15 protein-coding genes and 1 tRNA gene are annotated in these 15192 nt (G+C 33.4%); 13 read left to right on the top strand and 3 right to left on the bottom strand.

Annotated features, from left to right (window positions below):
* Positions 1-37 precede the first annotated feature (37 nt).
* Together ACM55H_RS00145 and ACM55H_RS00140 are read left to right on the top strand one after the other, a co-directional pair.
* A tRNA-Ile gene (locus ACM55H_RS00145) sits at positions 38-111 on the top strand.
* A gap of 160 nt (positions 112-271) precedes the next feature.
* Positions 272-499, top strand: coding sequence for a hypothetical protein (locus tag ACM55H_RS00140; protein ID WP_416834570.1), 228 nt, complete (start codon positions 272-274; stop codon positions 497-499).
* Positions 500-535: 36 nt separating this feature from the next.
* Here the strand turns inward: ACM55H_RS00140 and ACM55H_RS00135 are convergent, their stop codons facing one another.
* Positions 536-1123 (bottom strand): riboflavin synthase, encoded by a 588-nt coding sequence (locus tag ACM55H_RS00135; RefSeq protein ID WP_416834569.1) that lies wholly within the window; start codon positions 1121-1123, stop codon positions 536-538.
* A 58-nt stretch (positions 1124-1181) separates the two neighbouring features.
* Here ACM55H_RS00135 and pdxA point away from each other — a divergent pair, with 58 nt between their 5' ends.
* The 9 genes from pdxA to ACM55H_RS00090 all read left to right on the top strand — a co-directional run bounded on the left by pdxA (position 1182) and on the right by ACM55H_RS00090 (position 8597).
* Positions 1182-2231 carry a 4-hydroxythreonine-4-phosphate dehydrogenase PdxA gene (gene pdxA, locus ACM55H_RS00130; RefSeq protein ID WP_416834568.1) on the top strand — a complete coding sequence of 350 codons (1050 nt, stop codon included), beginning with the start codon at positions 1182-1184 and terminating at the stop codon, positions 2229-2231.
* Positions 2232-2315: 84 nt separating this feature from the next.
* On the top strand, positions 2316-2867 hold the full coding sequence (locus tag ACM55H_RS00125; RefSeq protein WP_039108566.1) for a YceD family protein: 552 nt from the start codon (positions 2316-2318) through the stop codon (positions 2865-2867).
* A gap of 9 nt (positions 2868-2876) precedes the next feature.
* Complete coding sequence (rpmF, locus tag ACM55H_RS00120) at positions 2877-3071, top strand: 50S ribosomal protein L32 (RefSeq protein WP_007137315.1); 195 nt, start codon at positions 2877-2879, stop codon at positions 3069-3071.
* A gap of 173 nt (positions 3072-3244) precedes the next feature.
* Positions 3245-4243: a beta-ketoacyl-ACP synthase III gene (locus ACM55H_RS00115; protein WP_039108568.1), complete on the top strand. Its 999-nt coding sequence runs from the start codon at positions 3245-3247 to the stop codon at positions 4241-4243.
* 23 nt (positions 4244-4266) lie between these two features.
* On the top strand, positions 4267-4746 hold the full coding sequence (gene accB / locus ACM55H_RS00110; RefSeq protein ID WP_416834567.1) for an acetyl-CoA carboxylase biotin carboxyl carrier protein: 480 nt from the start codon (positions 4267-4269) through the stop codon (positions 4744-4746).
* A gap of 92 nt (positions 4747-4838) precedes the next feature.
* Positions 4839-6185 (top strand): acetyl-CoA carboxylase biotin carboxylase subunit, encoded by a 1347-nt coding sequence (gene accC / locus ACM55H_RS00105; RefSeq protein ID WP_035669422.1) that lies wholly within the window; start codon positions 4839-4841, stop codon positions 6183-6185.
* Between the two features lie 282 nt (positions 6186-6467).
* Complete coding sequence (locus ACM55H_RS00100) at positions 6468-6788, top strand: hypothetical protein (protein ID WP_416834566.1); 321 nt, start codon at positions 6468-6470, stop codon at positions 6786-6788.
* 38 nt (positions 6789-6826) lie between these two features.
* The gene (locus ACM55H_RS00095) at positions 6827-7132 is read left to right on the top strand and encodes a hypothetical protein (RefSeq protein WP_416834565.1); all 306 of its coding nucleotides are present in this window, start codon (positions 6827-6829) and stop codon (positions 7130-7132) included.
* 127 nt (positions 7133-7259) lie between these two features.
* A complete protein-coding gene (locus ACM55H_RS00090; protein ID WP_416834564.1) occupies positions 7260-8597 on the top strand; it encodes a sigma-54-dependent transcriptional regulator in 1338 nt (445 codons plus the stop codon).
* Here ACM55H_RS00090 and ACM55H_RS00085 read toward each other — a convergent pair.
* Together ACM55H_RS00085 and ACM55H_RS00080 are read right to left on the bottom strand one after the other, a co-directional pair.
* Positions 8594-11020 carry a hybrid sensor histidine kinase/response regulator gene (locus tag ACM55H_RS00085; protein ID WP_416834563.1) on the bottom strand — a complete coding sequence of 809 codons (2427 nt, stop codon included), beginning with the start codon at positions 11018-11020 and terminating at the stop codon, positions 8594-8596. The two genes, ACM55H_RS00090 and ACM55H_RS00085, sit on opposite strands and share 4 nt — an antisense overlap.
* 117 nt (positions 11021-11137) lie before the next feature.
* Positions 11138-13039 carry a S9 family peptidase gene (locus ACM55H_RS00080; protein WP_416834562.1) on the bottom strand — a complete coding sequence of 634 codons (1902 nt, stop codon included), beginning with the start codon at positions 13037-13039 and terminating at the stop codon, positions 11138-11140.
* Between the two features lie 212 nt (positions 13040-13251).
* Here ACM55H_RS00080 and ACM55H_RS00075 point away from each other — a divergent pair, with 212 nt between their 5' ends.
* Positions 13252-14364, top strand: coding sequence for an NAD(P)/FAD-dependent oxidoreductase (locus ACM55H_RS00075; protein WP_416834561.1), 1113 nt, complete (start codon positions 13252-13254; stop codon positions 14362-14364).
* Positions 14364-15104, top strand: coding sequence for a monofunctional biosynthetic peptidoglycan transglycosylase (gene mtgA, locus ACM55H_RS00070; protein WP_416834560.1), 741 nt, complete (start codon positions 14364-14366; stop codon positions 15102-15104). The genes ACM55H_RS00075 and mtgA overlap by 1 nt, the downstream gene beginning before the upstream one ends.
* Positions 15105-15192: the final 88 nt, after the last annotated feature.

Here is a 15192-nt window from a genome sequence, read left to right as displayed (position 1 = left end):
GAATGAAAAATAGTAGTAATATTGCAAACTCTTAACCGGTCCTATAGCTCAGTTGGTTAGAGCACCTGACTCATAATCAGGTGGTCCCTGGTTCGAGCCCAGGTGGGACCACAGAAAAACCCTTTAAAACATTTGTTTTTTAGGGTTTTGTCAGTTATAGTGAAAACCAATAAGCTCTAAAATACGTATCTTTGTTGTAATAAGGGAAGTATTTCTTATTTATGGTTTAATAGGTTTTTTTATTTGAGTAAATTTGCTATTTTTGAGGCCCATGAAGATTGAATCAAACAAATTTTATTTTTTAATAATTTTCCTTTTTGGGATTATGAATGCTTTTGCGGGTGATCCTCCCGCACCGTCTCCGTTTGGAAGAAAAAAGCCTCCACCTCCTCCTGGTTTGCCTATTGATGAAAATATTTTTATATTAATGATGATTGCGGTCTTATTCGGTATTTATATCATTTATGACTTTAAGCTAAAAACAAAAACTCCAATTTAAATTGGAGTTTTTGTTTTTATAGGGTTTGTGTAATTTCTATTTGTTGGAGTATAGTCTTGAAACGTATTTACCAATCACATCAAACTCAAGATTGATTTTTGTGCCAATTTTAAAGGAATTGAAATTGGTATGTTCATGTGTGTAAGGAATAATAGCTACGCTAAATTGATTTTTCTTTGAGTTTACTACGGTTAAACTTACTCCGTTTACAGTAATGGACCCTTTTTCGATAGTAATATTGTTGAGTGTTTCGTCATATTCAAAAGTATAAAGCCAACTTCCGTTAGTTTCTTCGGCTACGATACAAGTTCCTATTTGGTCAACGTGTCCCTGTACGATGTGACCATCGAGTCTGTCGCCCAGTTTCATCGCTCTTTCAAGATTTACGCTGTCACCTTCTTGCCAGTGCCCTAAATTTGTTTTTTTTATGGTTTCGTCAATAGCGGTTACGGTATAAAAAGTATCATTTAAAGCAACTACTGTCAAGCAGATTCCATTGTGAGCTACACTTTGGTCTATTTGTAATTCACTGGTGATAGATGAATTCATTGTAATATGAATATTGTCTTTCTCTTTTTTTATTTCTTGGATTATGCCAAGGGTTTCTATGATTCCTGTAAACATTTCTTATTTTATTTTACTAAATTTGCACTTCAAAATTAGCAATAAATAACGTGAGGTCATGATGAAAAAAGCAGAAAATATAATCGTAGGAATTTCTATAGGAGATTTAAACGGTATTGGAAGCGAAGTGGTACTGAAAACATTTGAGGATTCACGCATGCTGGAACTTTGTACGCCCGTTATTTTTGCCAATGTTAAAATAATGTCATTTGTAAAAAAGAGTTTTGAATCTACTTCAACGCTTCATGGTATTGATAGGTTAGATCAAATTGTTTTGGGAAAAATCAATGTTTTGAATCTTTGGAAAGAGGGTGTTGATTTAAATCCGGGTACAAATGATGAAAAAGTAGGTCAATACGCTATAAAATCATTTGTTGCGGCAACCAAAGCTTTAAAAGAAGGGTTGATTGATGTGTTAGTAACGGCTCCAATTAATAAATATAACATTCAGTCGGAGACCTTTAAGTTTCCAGGGCATACGGATTATTTAGACCAAGAGTTAGAAGGAAATGCATTAATGTTGATGGTACAGGATAATTTAAGAGTTGGTTTGTTGACAGATCATATCCCTTTGAATGAAGTAGCATCACATTTGACAGAAGAGTTGATTAAGCAAAAAATTGAAACTATAAAACAATCGTTAATTCAAGATTTCAGTATAAACAAACCGAAAATTGCTGTTTTAGGGTTGAATCCACATTGTGGTGATGGTGGAGTTATAGGTACAGAAGACGATTTGATAATAAAGCCGGCATTGAAAAAAATATTTGATAAAGGAACGTTAGTTTTTGGTCCTTTTGCGGCGGATGGTTTTTTTGGGAGCAATCAATATGAGAAATATGATGCTGTTATTGCAACCTATCACGATCAGGGATTAATTCCTTTCAAAACATTATCTTTTGGGAAAGGGGTGAATTATACGGCGGGTTTAGATAAAATCAGAACCTCACCAGATCATGGTACTGCTTATGATATTGCGGGAAAAGGGGTTGCGGATTATAATTCATTTAAGGAGGCCGTTTATCTTGCTATAGATATCTTTCATTCCAGAAATCAATACAAGGAAATCAGTCAAAAACCTTTGAAAACAAAAGAAAAACAGTTGTGAACAAAAAAAGGTGAATAACATTATTAGATTTGTAATAATTTTATATCTTTGCACTCCCGAAGTTTAGGGTAAATTGTTGTTGAAATGAACAAGACAAAAGAATATTTAATTCCTTTCGTAGGATTAAAGCTAGGGAAACATCAATTTGAATATCAAATAAGTAATGCGTTCTTTGAAATCTTTGATTATAATGAATTTCAAAATTCAGACATCAAAGTAAATGTAGTTTTAGAGAAGAAAAGTACAATGCTGGAATTAAGTTTAAAGCATAAAGGAACTGTAAATGTTCCTTGTGATCTTACCAGTGAAGATTTTGATTTGCCAGTTAAAGGTAAAATGAAATTAATTGTTCGTTTTGGAGAAATGTATAATAATGACAATGAAGAATTGTTGATTTTGCCACACGGAGAGTTTGAAATGGATATTGCACAGTATATCTATGAGATGATAGTGTTGTCCGTGCCTCTAAGACGAGTTCATCCAGGAATAAAAGATGGAAGTTTAAACACCGAAGCCTTGACAAAACTGAAAGAACTAACAATAAAAGAACAAAAAAAAGAGCATAAACAAGAACAAAAAGAAGAAAATATTGACCCGCGTTGGGACAAATTAAAGCAACTATTAACGGATAAATAATATAGTAAAATGGCGCATCCTAAGAGAAAAATCTCCAAAACAAGAAGAGATAAAAGAAGAACACATTACAAAGCTACTGTAGCACAAATCGCTACTTGCCCAATCACTGGGGAAGCACATTTATACCACAGAGCCTACTGGCATGAAGGGAAAATGTATTACAGAGGGCAAGTTGTTATAGATAAATCTGTAGCTGTTGCTTAATACGTTTTTGTAAATGATATTCGAACTCTCACATCGTGAGAGTTTTTTTGTTGTTTATAATTTTCATTAAATAAGAAGTTCTAAATCAATACGTTTTGGTATTTTTTTTGTAATTTTCAAGTCTTTTAAAAATTTTTCAAATGGAAGCATTTGATAAGAAATAATCGAATACAATGAATACAATTACAGCCGCAATTACAGCAGTTGGAGCCTATGTACCGGACTTTGTGCTTTCAAACAAAGTGCTAGAAACAATGGTTGACACAAACGACGAGTGGATTACCTCTCGTACTGGAATAAAAGAAAGAAGAATCCTTAAAGATGAAGACAAAGGAACTTCCTACTTAGCCATTATGGCTGCAAAAGATTTATTAGCTAAAGCAAACATTGACCCTTTAGAAATAGACTTGTTAATAATGGCAACCGCTACCCCGGATATGCCCGTAGCATCAACAGGTGTGTATGTGGCTACTGAAATAGGAGCTACAAATGCTTTTTCTTACGATTTACAAGCTGCATGTTCTAGTTTTTTATATGGAATGTCAACAGCAGCAGCCTATATTCAATCGGGTAGATATAAAAAAGTACTTTTGATTGGTGCAGATAAAATGTCCTCTATCGTAGACTATACGGATAGATCAACTTGTATTATTTTTGGAGATGGTGCCGGAGCAGTTTTATTCGAACCTAATTACGAAGGTCTTGGGCTGCAAGATGAATATTTACGAAGTGACGGTGTAGGCCGTGACTTTTTGAAAATTCCAGCCGGAGGTTCTTTAGTTCCTACTACCTTAGAAACGGTTAAAGAAAATAGACACAATATCATTCAAGATGGTAAAACTGTTTTCAAATATGCTGTTACGAATATGGCTGATGCGAGTGAACTGATTTTGAAAAGAAATAATTTAACCAATGACGATGTAGATTGGTTAGTTCCACACCAAGCAAATAAAAGAATCATTGACGCTACTGCAAGTCGAATGAATTTAGAAGACTCAAAAGTTTTAATGAACATTGAGAAATACGGAAATACTACCTCTGCAACTTTACCTTTAGTAATAAGTGATTTTGAACATTTATTCAAAAAAGGGGATACCATTATTTTTGCAGCTTTCGGAGGAGGATTCACTTGGGGTTCTATTTACTTAAAATGGGCATACGATAAAAAATAAATTTAAACTAAAAATAAATAATTATGGATTTAAAAGAAATTCAAAATCTAATCAAGTTTGTTGCAAATTCAGGTGTTGCAGAAGTTAAATTAGAGATGGATGATGTTAAAATCACCATTAGAACAACTTTAGAAGGGAATGTAACTGAGACGACGTATGTTCAACAAATGCCAGCTCAAAATACACTTCAACAAGCCGTTGCGCCACAACAAATTGCTCCAGTAGCTCCTGTTGCAGAAGCTCCAGTAGTAGAAAATTCTCATTATATTACCATAAAATCTCCAATCATTGGAACTTTCTACAGAAAACCATCACCGGATAAACCTATGTTTGTTGAAGTGGGTAAAGCAATTTCTAAAGGAGATGTGCTTTGTGTGATTGAAGCAATGAAATTATTTAATGAAATTGAATCTGAAGTATCTGGTAAAATTGTAAAAATATTGGTTGACGATATGTCTCCAGTAGAATTTGACCAACCTTTATTCTTAGTAGATCCATCATAAGAAATTTTGAATGATGAATTTTGAATGATGAATTATTTTTCGATCATTCAAAAAATTTAAAGTTTATAATTATAATTTATAATTTCAAGAAGATGTTTAAAAAAATATTAATTGCAAATAGGGGAGAAATTGCGCTTCGCGTAATTAGAACATGCAAGGAAATGGGTATAAAAACAGTAGCTGTTTATTCTACTGCTGATGCTGAAAGTCTGCATGTAAAGTTTGCTGATGAAGCGGTTTGTATAGGGCCACCTCCAAGCAACTTATCTTATTTGAAAATGTCAAATATTATTGCCGCTGCCGAAATTACTAACGCAGATGCAATACATCCAGGATATGGATTCCTTTCTGAAAATTCAAAATTTTCTAAAATTTGTCAAGAACATGGTATCAAATTCATTGGAGCATCTCCAGAAATGATTGATAGAATGGGTGATAAAGCTTCTGCAAAAGCGACTATGATTGAAGCTGGCGTTCCTTGTGTTCCCGGTTCAGTAGGAATTTTAGAATCGTATGAACAAGCCTTGCAATTATCGAGAGATTTTGGTTATCCAGTAATGCTTAAAGCAACTGCTGGTGGTGGTGGAAAAGGAATGCGAGCTGTTTGGAAAGAAGATGAATTGTTGAAAGCTTGGGAAGGTGCCCGTCAGGAATCTGCTGCAGCTTTTGGAAATGATGGAATGTATCTGGAAAAATTAATCGAAGAGCCTCGTCATATTGAGATCCAAGTAGTAGGTGATTCTTATGGAAAAGCGTGTCATCTTTCTGAAAGAGATTGTTCCGTTCAAAGACGCCATCAAAAATTGACCGAAGAAACTCCGTCACCATTTATGACAGATGAACTTCGTGCTAAAATGGGTGAAGCAGCTGTAAAAGCAGCCGAATATATTAAATACGAAGGTGCCGGGACAGTAGAATTTTTGGTTGACAAACACCGTAATTTCTACTTTATGGAAATGAATACCCGTATTCAAGTTGAACACCCAATTACTGAACAAGTTATTGATTATGACTTAATCCGTGAGCAAATTATGGTTGCTGCTGGAATACCTATTTCAGGAAAAAACTATTTGCCACAATTGCATGCCATCGAATGTAGAATAAATGCGGAAGATCCTTATAATGATTTCCGTCCATCTCCAGGAAAAATTACAACACTTCATATGCCAGGTGGACACGGTGTTCGTTTAGACACTCATGTTTACTCCGGTTATACCATTCCGCCAAATTACGATTCCATGATTGCAAAGTTGATTACAACTGCACAATCTCGTGAAGAAGCAATTAGCAAAATGAGAAGAGCGTTGGATGAATTTGTGATTGAAGGTATAAAAACTACCATTCCATTTCACAGACAATTAATGGATGATCCAAGATACATTGCAGGAGATTATACAACTGCATTTATGGATACTTTCAAAATGAACGATCCAGAATAATTTAGAGTACTATTTATTTAGAAAAAGCCTTACAGTGATGTAAGGCTTTTTTTGTACTACTATTTTTTGTCCATAAGGAGGAATAAATGCGATTAGTGTGTAAATATTATACAGGCTAAAATGGAGTATACACACTTTGATTGATTTTAAATTGTTTAAATAATTAATAAGTGTTTGTAAACTAGTTATTTAATAGCTAGTTAGTTTGTGGGTGTAACTATGGTATGATAATTTCATTAGTTTAAATAACAATAAAATAATAAAATTTTAAAATCTATCATTATGAAAAAGTTAATCTTATCAGCAGCAATCTTTTTAGGAAGTTTATCAACATTTGCACAAGCAACTACGGCTACAAAAACAGAAGAAACTACTCAGACTGCGCAAGCTACTCAAAGCGTTGAGGAAAAATATACAGAAATTAAAGCTGAAGAACTTCCGGATGCAGTTAAAGGTGCTTTGAAAAAAGCTTTTCCAACGGCTGTACTTGACAAAGCATTTGTAAATGAAAAGAAAGAGTATAAGTTACAAGTTACTGTAGGTGAAAAAGTAGGAGCTCTTTATGCCGATGCTACAGGTAAATGGATTGCTAAACAGTCTTAAGAAATATCACAAAATTTAAATCAGACAAATACATTAGTATGAAAAAGTTAATTTTATCAGCAGCAATTGTTTTAGGAAATTTATCAACTTTTGCTCAGTCTTCTACAGTCAAAAAAATAGAAAAAACAGAAACTACAACAAAAGTTGTTGAAGAAAAGTATACAGAAATTAAAGCAGAAGAAGTTCCAGAAGCATTACAAATAGCTTTGAAAACAGTTTATCCAGAAGCAGTTATTGAGAAAGCATTTGTAAATGGAAAGAAAGAATTTAAACTAGAAATAAAAAATGGTGATCATAAAACTACTGTTTATGCGGATGCTAATGGAAACTGGATTAAAAAATAAGTTTGGGTAACTTAGGGGTTTATTTTTAAAAAGAGAGATTGTTTTTTCAATCTCTCTTTTTTTTACAAATTTTTTATGAAAATTCGAGTTTAATAACTTTACATTAGCATTCAAAGTTAAAAAAACCATGTCGAAAATTTTATTGATAGAAGATGATGTTTCTTTTTGTAAGTTGTTAGAGAAATTTCTCGTAAAAAAATCATTTCTCGTCATGACTGCTTTTACAGCTGAAGATGCAAAAATTAAAATTAACAATGAAGAATTTGACCTTATAATTACGGATTTAAGACTTCCTAATTATGATGGAATTGAATTAATGACAGAATTCAAAAAATCACATCCAACAATTCCGGTCGTTCTTATGACGGGTTATTCTGATGTGAATACTGCCGTCAAAGCTATTAAAAAAGGGGCTTCGGATTATATTTCTAAACCATTCAATCCCGAAGAAGTTTTATTGGTTATTTCCAGCGCATTGCAAACACCAATTGAAAATACTCCAAAAAGTGTTATTCCAAAAAATAAAAAAAACAATGTACTATCGGGAAACAAATTTGTTTCAGGTATTTCTCCCGCTTCAAAAAAACTTGCTGAATACATTCAATTAGTGAGTCCAACGAATATGTCCGTTTTGATTATTGGCGAAAGCGGTACGGGTAAAGAAGTTATTGCAAAAAGTATTCATCAAAAAAGTTCCAGAAAAGACAATAATTTTATAGCCGTTGATTGTGGTGCAATACCAAAGGAATTGGCTGCAAGTGAGTTTTTTGGTCATGTAAAAGGTTCTTTTACAGGGGCTATTGGTGATAAAATTGGGTATTTTCAGGCAGCAAATGGCGGTACAATTTTTCTGGACGAAATAGGAAATTTATCGTATGAAAATCAAATCCAGCTGCTAAGAGCTTTACAGGAAAGAAAGATAAAACCAGTTGGGAGTAATAAAGAAATCGACGTTGATATTAGAATTATTACTGCTACCAATGAGGATTTACGGGAAGCGGTTAAAAATGGAGATTTCAGGGAAGATTTGTATCATAGAATCAATGAGTTTTCCATTCATTCACCTTCATTGATTGATAGAGAAGAAGATCTGATGATTTTTTCTGATTTTTTTCTCGTAAAAGCAAACCAAGAATTGAACAAAGAAGTAATAGGATTTTCCCCAGAAGTAGTGACTATTTTTCAAAATTACAGATGGCCCGGAAATTTAAGAGAACTCCAGAATAGTATCAAAAGAGCGACACTTTTATCGCAAGGAGATTTCATCGAAAAAACAGCACTTCCCGTTGAATTTTTTCAAAATTCTGATAAGGAAACAAATGATTTTTCGTTGTCTGAAAACGAAAAAGAAGCTATTCTTGATGCTTTAAAGCAAACTAAAAATAATAAATCGGAAGCGGCCAGATTGCTCAAGATTAACAGAAAAACACTGTATAATAAATTAAAGTTATACGATATCGATTAATGGAGCTCTTTTTCTAAAAGTATGAAAAGAGTTAATATTCTATTTTTTAATTCCTTGAAATTAGCGGTGATACTCTCTACTGGAAGATCTTTCAATTCTAGATCATCTAATATTCCAGTAATATCATGGGCTTGAATTTGTTTAAACATTGGGCACATTCGATGTGAAATTTCTTTGATTTCCAGAATGTTATTTTCTACAATTGCGTTTTCTAATTGGGTTAAATTCTTCTTCGTACTTTTTATAAATGAGGTTAAAAATTCTTTCAAAGCTTCGTCATCGTCGGTCAAAAATGATTGTAATGATGTTAAAGAATAAGGCTTGTTTGAATCTTCAAATAGTTGGTCTGTATTAATTTGATTTTCGATGCGATTAAAAATAGAATTTATTACAGTAAGCAGTGTTTTTGGAGCGTAAGGTTTCTTGACAACTTCCGTGAATCCAGCTTTTTTATAAACGTCTAAATCTAAATCGGTTCTTCCGGTAACAGCTATTAATGGTTGGTTTTTATATTTTAATGCTGTTGCATTTTTTAGTTTTTCTAAAAACAAAAAACCGTCAATTTCCGGCATTTGAATATCGGTAATTATAAAATCAAAGGAACTTGTTTTTATTGTTTCAAGTGCGTCAGCAGCGTTGTTAAAAGGAATGACGTTATAGTTGTTTTGTTTTAAAATTTCAGTAGTCAGTTTCAATAAATTAATATCATCGTCAACTATAATCACGGTTAATTCATTTTTTGGATGATTTGTAATTGCCTTTTCTTTGGTTAGAGAGGAATCAAATTGTAACGGTAGCTCAATTTCAAAAACACTGCCTTTTCCTAAAGTGCTTTTTAAACTTAATTTTCCGCCTAAAATTCCAATTATACTTTTTGAAATAGTAAGTCCTAAACCAGTTCCTCCATATTGTTTTTCGATGTTTTTATCTGCTTGTGTGAATTCTTCGAAAATTAATTTTTGCTTTTTTTCAGCTATTCCAATTCCGGAATCTTCAACTGTGATTCGGATTTTATTTTTTTCAATATCTATTTTGGTTTCAATTTTTATAAATCCTTTTTCCGTGAATTTATAGGCATTTCCTATTAGATTAGTCAAAATTTGTCTCAATCTGAATGGATCTCCCAGTATAGGATTATTTAATTTCTCATCAGTTTCAATCAAAAGTGTTATCGATTTTTGTTCATAAATAGATTGGATACTTCTTGCAACATCAGTAATGATGTCGTTTAATAAAAACGGAACATTTTCAATTGTTATTTTACCGGCTTCAATTTGTGTGAAATCCAGCAAATCCTGAACCAGTTTTGAAATATATTCCGATGAAGTTTTGATGTTTTTTGCAAAATAGAGTTGTCTTTTGTTTAGATTGGAATGGTCTAAAAGTTCGGTGTAGCCCAAGATTGTACTTAATGGTGTTTTTAAATCATGACTGACGGTAGTGATGAGTTGTTCCCTGTTTTTAAGAAGTTTTTTTGTTTTGGTATTGGCAACTTCAAGTTGTTTTTTATAGGATTGTGTTTTTGAAAAATCATTCAAAATTAAAATCAGGAAAAATAAGGTAGATAATAATCCTACTGCGGCTGTTATGGTTACTATTTGATTGGTTTTTTTTAATGAATTTTCTCTATCAAAATAGTTTTTTGTGGTGTTTTTGATAATTTCACTTTCAACAATGTTTAGCACCTTTCTTAATTGTTCCGATATGGAAAGTTCATTTTGAAGCAATTTGTCTTCTTCAATATTTAATGATTCTTTCTTTTTTGCAGTCTCTTTTTTAACTTGATTCAATAAAGTTTTTGAAGCCAATACAATCGAATCTGAAGCTTTTTTGGTCAGTGTATTTGTACTGTCATCAGGAATGTTTTGATTGAGATAAGCAACATATTTTTTAAGTACATTTCTTTGATAATCTCCCATCGCCGATGGATATTTTACAAAATCTTCCAATTGGAGTTTTCTTAACGAAGCTTCCATTTTAGTTAAATCGGCAATGGCTTTTTTTACTGAAACTTCATCGTCAGTTTTGTTTTTTATAGCTTTTAACTGCTTTATGTTTTGAGTTTTTTTTGCTAAAAGAAACTTTACACTATCCAATAATATAATTTGATAGGGAGTAGTGACCAATAATTTTAATGAATCAATGTCTGATTTTAAAGAGTCCGTTTTAGAGACATAGTTTTTGAAATCCTTCTCAGAATCAGATTGAATTGTTATTCGGGCTAAACTTTCCGTTTTATAAACATTAGAAAGCAAATTACTTACTTTTAAAATCTTACTGTTTTCTTTGACAATCTTACTTTCCGTATTCGAAAAAACGGTGCTTTCCGAATACAAGAACCAACCTACACCAACAAATAGAGCAGCCAAAATTAAGTAACTGATGAAAATTTTAATAGGAATATAACTTTTTTTGCTATTCATCTTTCAAAGATAAAAATTACAAAAGTGTTTAAAGTTAAGTTATTCAGAATGTTTTGGCAGAAAAACAAAAAACCTCACTAAGAAGCGAGGTTTTTTAGAATTATATGAATTATAGATTTACAAGGTTTCTTTGAGCCATTTGAAAAATTCACCTTGCCAAATTTGAGCGTTTTGTGGTTTCAGCACCCAATGGTTTTCTTCTGGAAAATATAGGAATCTACTTTTTATCCCTCGCAATTGAGCCGCTTGAAATGCTTCTTGCCCTTGTCCTATTGGTACACGAAAATCTTTCCCACCTTGAATGATTAAAATGGGCTTGTTCCATTTCTCCACCAGAGTCATCGGGTTGAATGTAGTATAGGCTTTTTGAGCAACAGCATTATCTTTTTCCCAATAAGCACCACCAAAGTCCCATTTATTAAAGAAAACTTCTTCAGTAGTCCCAAACATGCTTTGAGTGTTATAAACACCATCATGAGCAATGAATGTTTTGAATCGGTTGTTGTGGATTCCAGCTAAATAAAACACCGAATAACCTCCGTAACTGGCGCCAACGCATCCTAAACGAGTGGCGTCAACATATTTTTCTTTAGCCACATCATCAATTGCTGAAAGATAATCGTTCATTACTTGTCCACCCCAGTCTTTACTGATTTGCTCGTTCCAAGCCACTCCATGGCCTTGCATACCGCGACGGTTTGGTGCCACTACAATATAGCCGTTAGCCGCCATTAATTGGAAATTCCAGCGGAAGGAATACCCTTGTGTCAATGGAGCCTGTGGTCCTCCTTGACAAAATAAAAGTGTTGGATATTTTTTTGATGCATCAAAATTAGGCGGGAGGATTACCCAAACTAGCATTTTTTTACCGTCGGTTGTGGTTACATATCTTCTTTCGGTTTTGCTTAACGCCAATGAATTGTAGGTTGCTGTATTTACATTTGATACTTGTTTCCAAATATTTTTCTTCAGATTGTAAGAATAAATTTCTGCAGCATGGTTCATATCCGTTCTTGTAACGATGATGTTATCACCGGAAAAACCAACTAAATCATTGACGTCAAAATCGCCATTCGTGATTTGGTGGATGTTGATTGCAATTTTGGTGAGCCCTGGGAAATTAACTTCAAATAATTGTTTTGTTCCGTCTATTGGTGCAATAAAGTAGATTTTTTTACCATCATTACTCCACATAAAATGATCAACTGTTCCGTCCCAGTTTGCGGTCAGGTTCATATTCATTCCTTTGAAACTGACAACAATATCATTTTTATCTGATTCGTAACCATCACGTTTCATTTGTAACCAAGTCAAATTTCCTGTTGGAGAAAATAGTGGAGCAGTATCATAACCTAGGTTTTCTTCGGTTCTGTTACTGGTTTTTCCAGTTTCTAGATTGTATTCGAAAATATTAGTATTGGTAGAAATAGCATATTCTGTACCTGCTTTTTTCTTACTTATATATAAAATGCTTTTACTGTCTGGCGACCAAATATAGTCTTCGTCACCACCAAAAGGTTTTTGTGGGCTATCAAAATTCTCTCCTTTCAGAATGTCAATTCCAACGGCGCCTTCTTTGTTTTCTTTATAAAAAACATGGTTGAATTTGCCTTCGTTCCAAGTGTCCCAATGGCGATAATCCAGTCCATTGTAGATTTGAACTTCTGATTTTTCAAGAGCGGGATAAAAATCTTTCCCTAGAACCTTGTCAATTTTTACTTCTTCATTATAAACAATGTACTTTCCGTCAGGAGAAATGTTCTTGTCTTTTAAAACTTCTTTGGTATCGTTTATTTCAGTTGGATTTCCGCCACTTAACGGTAAAGTGTAAATTTTAGAATTTGATTTATTTTCTTCAACGGATGGAGTTGCTACTTTATAAACTACATTTTTTCCGTCTTTTGAAATACCTAATGGGGTTACTCTTCCTAGTTTCCAAAGTAATTCGGGGGTCATTACATTTTGTGCCATAGCATTTAGACTCATCATTATTAGTGTTGTAAACAGTATTTTCTTCATTTTAAAAATTAATTTTTTCAAGCTATAAAAATAGCCTATTTAAGTTGATGTTTTTCGTTTTTAACACTTGCTTTTTAGCCCCGATAATAGTGGAAATCCTTTTATTTTTTTCTTTAAAAAAATAAAAGATTAGAACGGATAGCGGGATTAGCTCCTGAAATAAATTAAGAATAAATCCTAAAAATCATTATTTTTATAAAAAATATTTGGACATGGATTTGAGCTATTGGGAATTAAAAAACTGGTTTACTGACGTAGATTATACGATTGTAGGGAGCGGTATTGTGGGCTTGCACACTGCATTACGCTTGCGCGAAAGATTCCCTGACAGTAAAATTCTTGTTCTGGAAAAAGGGATGTTACCGCAAGGAGCCAGTACTAAAAATGCCGGTTTTGCCTGTTTTGGAAGCCTTTCGGAAATTATAGATGATTTAAAATCCCATTCGGAAGAGGAAGTTGTCAATCTTGTTCAGAAACGATGGAAAGGGCTGCAGTTGTTGCGAAAAAGACTTGGTGACGATACAATTGATTTCAAGCCTTACGGCGGTTATGAATTGTTTTTGAATGCCGATGAAAACAGTTATAGCGAATGCGTTGGGAAATTACCATTCATCAATGAAGTTTTAAGACCACTTTTTAAAACCGATGTTTTTGCCAAAGAAGTGGATCGTTTTGGGTTTGGCGGCATTCAGGAATATTTGATTTTTAATCCTTTTGAGGCCCAGATTGATACTGGAAATATGATGCAGGCTTTGTTGAAACAAGCGATTAATGAAAATATTTTGATTCTAAACCAACAAACGGTAACAGCGTATTTAGACAAAGGAAATAATGTAGAAGTAGCGCTTGGCAATTTTAATTTCACTACTAAAAAATTGTTGTTTGCTACGAACGGTTTTGCAAATGGGCTTACTAATGGTGCCGTAAAACCTGCCAGAGCACAAGTTTTGATTACAGAGCCAATTAAAAATTTAGATATAAAAGGGACGTTTCATTTGGATAGAGGGTATTATTATTTCAGGAATATTGGTAACAGAATATTGTTAGGAGGCGGAAGAAACCTTGATTTTCAGACAGAAACAACTACCGAATTTGGGCAAACAGAAATTGTACAAAAAAAATTGGAACAATTATTAAAAGAAGTAATTTTGCCGAATCAGGATTTTGAAATTGCACACCGTTGGAGCGGAATCATGGGCATTGGCAACAGCAAGAATCCGATCGTTTCGCAACTATCGGATAATGTTTATTGTGGTGTACGATTGGGCGGAATGGGAGTAGCAATAGGAAGTTTAATAGGAACAGAATTAGCAGAATTAGTATAATGGCAACGAAAATAACACCAAAAAGATCAAAACAACCCGCAAAAAAAGAACCAACAACTTTTATGAGTAAACTAACCCGTTTTTTATTTAAAGTTTTCTTGTGGTTTCTGGGAATCTCTTTGTTTTTTGTAGTGCTTTTTAAATTTGTTCCGGTGCCGTTTACTCCTTTGATGGTGATTCGTGCCATTGAAAATAAAATGGAGGGAAAAGAAAATTACTTCAGTCATGACTGGGAACCTCTGGAAAATATATCAGTTAATTTACAAAAAGCGGTTATTGCCAGTGAAGATGGAACTTTCTTGAAACACAATGGGTTTGATTTTACTGCGATGCAAAAAGCCTATAAAAGCAACGAAAGGGGACGCAGAATAAAAGGTGGAAGCACGATATCACAACAAACCGCCAAAAATGTATTTCTTTGGCAAGGGCGTAGTTATTTGAGAAAAGGACTGGAAGCTTATTTTACCGTTTTGATAGAGACGATCTGGGGAAAAAAACGCATCATGGAAGTATATTTGAATAGTATCGAAATGGGTGATGGGGTTTATGGCGCAGAAGCAGCAGCACAACACTGGTATAGAAAAGATGTTTCGAGCTTGACACCACAACAAGCAGCAGGAATTGCGGCGATATTACCAAATCCAAGAAAATATTCGGCTACAAGTTCTTCATCTTATATCAATAATAGAAAATCTAAAATAGTCCGTATCATGCGACATGTGGGGAAACTGGAATATTAGATTTTTTGGTTTAAGAAGGAAATCACCCAAAATAAAAACCGTAAATTCTTAATTAAAGGATTTACGGTTTTTTTTATGAAGAAAGTAA

The sequence above is a fragment of the Flavobacterium cryoconiti genome (assembly GCF_048158645.1).
Lineage (GTDB): Bacteria > Bacteroidota > Bacteroidia > Flavobacteriales > Flavobacteriaceae > Flavobacterium > Flavobacterium cryoconiti.
This window is presented reverse-complemented; position numbering and strand designations above follow the sequence as displayed.

Coding starts and splice junctions, on each gene's coding strand:
- rpmF (WP_007137315.1), top strand. CDS start 2,877: ATGGCGCATCCTAAGAGAAAAATCTCCAAAACAAGAAGAGATAAAAGA.
- ACM55H_RS00095 (WP_416834565.1), top strand. CDS start 6,827: ATGAAAAAGTTAATTTTATCAGCAGCAATTGTTTTAGGAAATTTATCA.
- ACM55H_RS00140 (WP_416834570.1), top strand. CDS start 272: ATGAAGATTGAATCAAACAAATTTTATTTTTTAATAATTTTCCTTTTT.
- ACM55H_RS00100 (WP_416834566.1), top strand. CDS start 6,468: ATGAAAAAGTTAATCTTATCAGCAGCAATCTTTTTAGGAAGTTTATCA.
- ACM55H_RS00085 (WP_416834563.1), bottom strand. CDS start 11,020: ATGAATAGCAAAAAAAGTTATATTCCTATTAAAATTTTCATCAGTTAC.
- ACM55H_RS00090 (WP_416834564.1), top strand. CDS start 7,260: ATGTCGAAAATTTTATTGATAGAAGATGATGTTTCTTTTTGTAAGTTG.
- ACM55H_RS00125 (WP_039108566.1), top strand. CDS start 2,316: ATGAACAAGACAAAAGAATATTTAATTCCTTTCGTAGGATTAAAGCTA.
- ACM55H_RS00115 (WP_039108568.1), top strand. CDS start 3,245: ATGAATACAATTACAGCCGCAATTACAGCAGTTGGAGCCTATGTACCG.
- ACM55H_RS00135 (WP_416834569.1), bottom strand. CDS start 1,123: ATGTTTACAGGAATCATAGAAACCCTTGGCATAATCCAAGAAATAAAA.
- ACM55H_RS00075 (WP_416834561.1), top strand. CDS start 13,252: ATGGATTTGAGCTATTGGGAATTAAAAAACTGGTTTACTGACGTAGAT.
- pdxA (WP_416834568.1), top strand. CDS start 1,182: ATGATGAAAAAAGCAGAAAATATAATCGTAGGAATTTCTATAGGAGAT.
- ACM55H_RS00080 (WP_416834562.1), bottom strand. CDS start 13,039: ATGAAGAAAATACTGTTTACAACACTAATAATGATGAGTCTAAATGCT.
- accC (WP_035669422.1), top strand. CDS start 4,839: ATGTTTAAAAAAATATTAATTGCAAATAGGGGAGAAATTGCGCTTCGC.
- mtgA (WP_416834560.1), top strand. CDS start 14,364: ATGGCAACGAAAATAACACCAAAAAGATCAAAACAACCCGCAAAAAAA.
- accB (WP_416834567.1), top strand. CDS start 4,267: ATGGATTTAAAAGAAATTCAAAATCTAATCAAGTTTGTTGCAAATTCA.